This is a genomic window from Streptomyces sp. MnatMP-M17 (assembly GCF_900091995.1).
Classification (GTDB): Bacteria; Actinomycetota; Actinomycetes; order Streptomycetales; family Streptomycetaceae; genus Streptomyces.
Window position 1 is genome coordinate 1 of the sequence record NZ_FMDK01000347.1, and the last position, 6,571, is coordinate 6,571.

Consider the following 6,571-nt stretch of genomic DNA (forward strand, 5'->3'; position numbering starts at 1 on the left):
GGCGGCAGCGCCTTGCGTGGCACGGGCGGTCGCGCCGAACGCTGCGCGGGCCGCCCTTCCTTGCCGCGCGCGCCCGGCAGAGCGCGCGCGGCACGCTCCTGGCGGAGACAGCGGCGCAGCGTCTCGGGATCGAGTCCTTCGTTGCAGGCCTGGTGGAGCAGTTGCGCGAAGACATATCGCGGGTCGAGGCGCAGGGCGAGGCCGAGAGCGACCCGGGCGGCGGGCTCGTCACCGGTGGACCAGGCGACCCAGCCGGCCAGGGTGAGCGGTGCGGTCGCGTGTTCCGCGTACGGGCCGACACAGCGACGGGAGAGAGCGCGCCAGAGCCGCAGGGCGGGCCCGGCCTGCGCGCCCTCCATCCACTCCGCGGCCCGGTCCCGTGTCTCCCGGTCCTGGAGCCCGAGGATGACGGCGGCTGCCTCGTCATGGCTGATGAGCCGGTCGTCCTCCACGTCCATGTCGGCTTCTCCCTTGCGCGGCGCCTCCCCGAGCCGCTTCATGAGCGTGCGCGCCGTCCGCAGTGTCTCCACACCGACCTGTTCCCGGCTGCCTCCGACGAGGATCTTCGGCACAAGGGCCGCGCCCGCCCGGTCCAGCGCCCGCTCCTGGTCCACGGCGGCGGATGTCTGCCAGGGCGACAGGCGCGCCTCCATCTCGCGCAGCGATCCGCGCACCTGGACACCGGCGTAGGTGGCCGCCGCGGCCATCACCGACGTACCGGGCAGGGCCAGCCCCGTTCCCTCCGGCGGACAGCAGCGGACATCGGGACAGCAGTAGGACCAGAAACGGCCGTCGGAGATACAGAGCACTTCGTACACGGGCACATCGAGGCTCCCGCACGCGGTGCGCAAACCCTGCGCGAGCGGGCGGAGCCGCTCCATCACCTGCCAGCCAGTCCCGCCCTCCGCCGGATCCTGGCAGAGGAAGACGACGATGCCGTCCGGGCGGGACCCGCGCCGCACGCTTCCTTCGATCAGAGACTCGGCGAGCTGCTCGGCCACCGGCGGCCACTCCTGCGGCGAGCGCGGGATGCCGAGCCTGAGGCGCCCGCCGAAGCGCCCGTTATCGCCGTGGAGTGCGACCATGACAACGGAGTCGGTGGGATGGAAACCGAGCAAGTACGGGAGGGCGTCGGCGAGTTCCGCGGGACTGCGCAGGGTGATCTGCTGGCGGTCGGCGGATCCGGTCGGTTCATGGTGCTTGTTCATGGCTCGACCGTCCCGCAGCGGCCCACATCCCGCGACCCCTGTGGATAACGTTATCCACAGGCTGGTGGCCTCACTCGCGCTTTGTCCGGGCCATCGGGTTGCATGGGGGCATGACCAACGCAGACCGCGCGGCTCTCCGGGCCTCGGCAGATTCCGTACTCGCCCGCCTCGTCGGTGACACCACCGGCACCGCCCGGCTGCGCGAGGACCAGTGGCGGGCCATCGAGGCGCTCGTCGCCGACAGACGCAGAGCGCTGGTGGTCCAGCGGACGGGATGGGGCAAGTCCGCGGTGTATTTCGTGGCGACCTCGCTGCTGCGGGAGCGCGGCGCGGGCCCGACCGTGATCGTCTCGCCGCTGCTCGCGCTGATGCGCAATCAGGTGGAGGCCGCCGCCCGCGCCGGGATCAGGGCGCGGACGATCAACTCGTCGAACGCGGAGGAATGGGACACGATCCAGGACGAGGTGGCCGCGGGCGAGGTCGATGTCCTGCTGGTCAGCCCGGACGAACTACCTCCTCCAAACTCGGGCTCTGCACATTCTTCAAGGGACTCGGCCGGGGCCCAGCACGCTGGTCCCCGATCCAACCGCACAACGCACTTCCACAGGTCAACACTCCAGCTTCACTGGCAAATTGAAGAGATCAGCCGTGCTGCCACCCCAAGACGATTCCTTCCCAGCGTTCCCGATCTGTCTGTTGTTCAGTAGGCGCTGCGGCTCGATGGTGCACTCGATTCGCATGGGCAGCTCGGACAGTGCAGGTAGCGCCGTACTCTCGACAGTCGCGAGGGCCTGTATCGCGTTTGCCCAAAAGCCGGATTGGCGCCAGCGGGCCGAGTAGGTCCGCAGAGTCGCTGGTTCGCCAAAGAGCGCCGGGAGGTCGCTCCAGAGAGTGCCTGTGCGAACCTTGTAGAGGATTCCCGTCATCACCAGCCGGGGGCTGACGCTCCGGGGCTTGTGGGTGATCATCGGCTCGACCGTTGCCCATCCCTCGTCGTTCAGCAGCGGGACTGGTAGTTGCCTCTCGGCGAACCATGCCGCCAGTGCGCACGGTTGCCCCTTACGTCCGCGCCGAGAGGGCTCCAGGAGGGTCACCTTGGCGTCGATTGCGGCTAGGAACTCCTTCTGCTCTTCCAGCGGAAGATGGTGCAGAGTCCGGCGTGCCATGGCCGCCAGCTCAACAAGTTGGGCGGATCTCACTCGCGCCGTCTCTGCTTCCGCCAGTTGGACAGTCATCCTTCTCCTGGACGCGAGCAAGACGTCGAGTTCGGCCTGCAGAGGTGCGATTGCCCGCTCCACTGCCTTCTCCGACTCCGCCAGAGACAGGTCACGCGCGGCGACATCCTTCGCGGCTACGCCGATGGCAATGGCGACTGCCCGCCTCTGGGGCCTGATCTGTCGGTCGAGTTCCTTTCTGCGTTGCTCGAGTCCTTCACGCTGACCAGCGCGCACCCCGGTCTGGTCACACACCGCGGCCTTGAGTCTGTCGGCGTCGCTGAGGAACGCCCTCACCTGTCGCCACGTCTGTTCTTCGACCGAGTCGGCGGCCAGGTAGGGGCACGAGCAGGTGGGCGCGCCGACGTATGCCTCGCTCCGCCCTTGACACCTGTACGCCGAAACCCGGCCGATCGTTCCGCCACCGATGTAGCACTTGCCGCAGGGGCTGATGATGCGGCCGGTGAGGGGGTAGACACGGGCCTTCTGCGGCGTGCGGATCGGATGCCTGCTGGCGGACCTGACCTCCGCGACCTCGGCGGGGGTGAAGACAGGTGGCAAACGAATGATCACTGGATCTCCGTTCGCAGGCCGGCCGTCGTGATCGCGCTTCACCCCGTTTGAGCCCCGGAACGCCTGCCGCGCCTCCAGCACAATGGGGCTGAGCACCTGTTGACGCAGACTGTGACCAGCCCACGGCTGGCCGTCCCGCTTCGCAGAGCCCTCGCCGTTCAGCGCGACCGCCGCTTGGCCCCAGTCACGCAGCGCAACGAACAACGACCGCCCTCGGCGCAGGGCACATGCCTCACGCTTCGCCCCACAGTCTATGTTGTCGGGGCACTCGTCGAGCACCAGGCGGCCATCGACCACGTGGTACCCGTAGGGCACTTTGCCGCCGACGTATCCTCCAGCCTCTGCCTTCTCCTGGATCCCGCCTTGGGTGCGCTCGCGGATGATGTCCCGTTCATCCTCGGCGTAGTCGGCATCCTTGCGCATCTTGCTCTCCCCCTCGGAAGTGCTGTTGTCGTAGTCCCGTTTGACCACGGCAACGAAGACACCAATCTCCTGGAGTTCCCAGACCCACTTCCAAAACGCGCGCCCGGTACGACCGATAGCACGACCTTCGTTGACGACGACGATGTCGAAGGGACGCGGCGTCTTCCGCGCACCCTCCATCAGCTTCCGAAGATCCGGGCGTTCATAGGCTTCCAGCGCCCCTGAGACGCCCTCATCTACGAAGGTTCCAACGTGTTCCCAGCCCCTTTGACCGATGTACGCGCCCGTCTTCTTACCCGAGTACGCGATGCCGTAGCCCTTGACCTGCTCCTCCGTGGAGACGCGCAGGTAGTCCACAGCCCTCAGCGCTCTCCGGTCCAAACGTAGGCGGGCCGCCACAACAGCCGTTGCATGAGGGTTTTGCACGTCAGATCCGTTACCCCGATGAGTACGTTACGAAAACCTCGGCACACGAGCAGATGGCAGGCCGCCCTAAGGGCTCAAAGGGGATCAACAAGCTGGTTCCATTCGGTCGCTCGTGGCGCGAACTGGGCACATCAAAGGAAGCCCGCGATGAACTCGCGGCGGAATACGCGGCGTTGCTCTCGAATCCGGTGTGGAACTTCACGTAATTCCCCATTGACAGAGTCAGCTTCCCCAGCCAAACGTTCGGTCCCAAAGCCCTCGTGGTGCATTGGGCTCAGCGGTTACGTTCAGTCCCACCAGCCGTCGCCGGCGTGCCAGTACTGCACCCACTCCAGGAAGCCGAGCGCTTCTGGCAGGGGATACGGGTAACCGCCGACGTCGCTGACGAGCCAGGCCTTGCCTCGTTGGGGGCCAGTCACGACGAGGACCCAATAGGAGAGTCCATCGTCGGTGCCGAGCACGATGGAGCCATGGTTGTAGACCTCGGCGACGCGCTCGTAGTGGTCTTCGCCGGTGGGCTCGCCTTCCCAAGCCCAGGTCTCCTGGAGCGGGAACAAGGCGGCGGGGTTCCGGTCCCCCTGGTCGGGCCAGTCCGGTGGGAGCCAGCAGAGAGGCAGGAGACCGCCGTCTTCCGGTGGCCCGAGGGGTGACCCGTTGGCGATCTCGGCGACCAGGCTCCGGTACGGCTCCGGAAGGACGACCCCGTGCTCGGATTCCCACGCCAAGACGGCTTCGTGTCCGAGTGCCGGCTCACGCCACTCCGGCTCGAATGCGGAGCGCAGGAACTCCAAGGCGGTCTCGTCAGGGCGCTTATCAGGTGATGTGGTTGTCACGGCAGCATGCTGGCAGAAGGCGCTGACAGGGGCCGCTACGAGGGCATCGGGCCCAAACGTTTGGCTGGGGAAACTGACGCTGCCAACGGGGAAATACGTGACCGTCGACATCCGGATGGACGGCAGCAGAGTCTGCTGCCGTGGGCGGGTGGTGGCCCCCGAAGCCTGCGCACGTATTCTGAATCGATGTCACCGGGCAGAGCACGGCCCTCTCATTCCGACTCTGCCCGTTCCTTCATGAGAACAACGCGAGCTGCTCGTCCTCAGGGGCTTGAGCGAGACCAGGGTCCTCCGCGTATTCCGGATCCACGTCTGCCGGTTCGGTGTCTGCCTCCTCAGTGATCAAACCCAGCGCCGCGACTACACGCTGCCCATCGACGGTGCTCTCCGTCTTGTCAGCAGCCGGCTCCTCCACAGACTCGTCCTCTCCCTCGGCGACTGTGGGCAGAACGTAGTGCTGGGCGAGGCTCGCGAGGTGTAGGGGTAGTGGCAGTGAGAGTGCGTCCAGGTAGTCGGGGGCCTGGCGGAGCTGGTGCACGGCAAGGGCAAGGGCTTCGGGCGAGTCGCCGGCGTTCAGGTGGCAGCCCAAGACCGCGATTTCCACCAGCCCGGGGTTCCAGGCGGGGATGTGCGTGTCGATGGTGGGTTTGCCCTTGTTGGGTCCCTGGCGCAGAGGGCGGGGAGCGATCTTGTCTGCCTCGACGGCGGAGTCCCGGAAGGTGCCCGCCTTGGGAGTGGTGCTGTAGAAGATCCGCCCCGAGGACCGGATCGCGTCTTCGTCTTCCGTCCACAGTCCCTGGGGCAGGCCGTTAACCTCGCCAGGAGCCGCGTTACCCCACCACTGGGGGGTCTCCCGGCCTACTGCGGTGCGTACGCGGACCAGCCGGAGGTCGGGGTCGAGTCCGACCGGCTGCGCGTGTCCGGTCTTGATCAGGTCTCGTTCGGTTTGGCCGTCCTGAAGCCATGGCCAGTGCAGCCGACTGTTCTGGGAATGAGTCAGCAGGACGGTCGGTCGGCCGCGGAGGGAACGGATCATCTTCTGGAGGTAGCGAGCGGTGGCCTTGCGCTGCTGATCCATGTTCTGGTGCCAAATGCGGTACTTCGAACGCTGTCGGGGCACGAAGGCAGAGGCTTCAGAGACCGGGGCGGTGTCGGCCCCGGCGGGTTCGCTCACCTCAGGAATCTCGGCCGTCTTGACCAGGCCGAGGAGGAAGCGTGGGTAGGGAATCCAGCGTCCCGTCCGCTCGTCCCAGCCAGCGACCGCGGCCAGGCCGCTGCCCGGTGCAAGCGGTGTCACCATGACGGCCACCGGGGTGTGGCGGGGAAGCCGTGTGGGTCCGTCCTTGCGTCGCTTGACCATGTACGTGGCGACGTAGCGCAGGTCCTCGGGAAGCGCCTCGCCGAGCGTGTGCTCGGGCAGGACGCGCACGCCGTACTGGCGCAGGGCGTCCTCCCATCCTGAGTGGACCCGGTGCAAGAGGTTCTTCTCGGTGTTGTGCCCCTTGGCCTTCTTGGGGACGAGAGCGAACTGTGTGAGCACGCCCGCATCCGCGCAGCCCAGGCGGAGGGCGTACTTGGGGTCGTCCAGGCGGTGGGCGAAGTCCTGACGGCGGTCGATCTCCACGAGTGCGAAGCCAGGGCAGAGCGGGTCGGCGCCATCTTTGGTGAGGAACTCCTCGGCCGCCTTCCGCCGAGTGTTGATGCCTGTCTCCAGGGCCTTTCCCCTCGGGCGCGCTTTGGGGTCGATGCCCAGGGTGTCGGTGATGCCACCGGTGGTGCGCAGGCAGCGAAGGCGAAGGGTCAGTTCCGGGGACTTCCATTCGAGGACGACCGGGCTTCCGGGCGCAGCCAGCTCGTATGCCTCCTCGGCATTGGCGGGCGCCGGTCGGCCGCC

General features: G+C 67.2%; 4 protein-coding genes and 1 pseudogene. 1 reads left to right on the forward strand and 4 read right to left on the reverse strand.

Annotated features, from left to right (window positions below):
- A partial coding sequence (locus GA0115259_RS16255; protein WP_107469200.1) for a DUF4192 domain-containing protein occupies positions 1 to 1,208 on the reverse strand: 1,208 nt, incomplete at its 3' end.
- Positions 1,209 to 1,318: 110 nt separating this feature from the next.
- Between GA0115259_RS16255 and GA0115259_RS16260 the strand changes: the two are divergent.
- A pseudogene (locus GA0115259_RS16260) lies at positions 1,319 to 1,732 on the forward strand (DEAD/DEAH box helicase); the annotation flags it as partial.
- A gap of 84 nt (positions 1,733 to 1,816) precedes the next feature.
- On the opposite strand, the gene GA0115259_RS16265 reads toward GA0115259_RS16260, so the two are convergent.
- The 3 genes from GA0115259_RS16265 to GA0115259_RS16275 all read right to left on the reverse strand — a co-directional run.
- Positions 1,817 to 3,775, reverse strand: a complete 1,959-nt coding sequence (locus tag GA0115259_RS16265) for a recombinase family protein (RefSeq protein ID WP_161230387.1) — start codon at positions 3,773 to 3,775, stop codon at positions 1,817 to 1,819.
- A 356-nt stretch (positions 3,776 to 4,131) separates the two neighbouring features.
- The gene (locus tag GA0115259_RS16270) at positions 4,132 to 4,569 is read right to left on the reverse strand and encodes an SMI1/KNR4 family protein (protein WP_237540079.1); all 438 of its coding nucleotides are present in this window, start codon (positions 4,567 to 4,569) and stop codon (positions 4,132 to 4,134) included.
- Between the two features lie 343 nt (positions 4,570 to 4,912).
- Positions 4,913 to 6,571: RNaseH domain-containing protein (locus GA0115259_RS16275; protein ID WP_141716585.1), on the reverse strand; the 1,659-nt coding region annotated here is incomplete at its 5' end.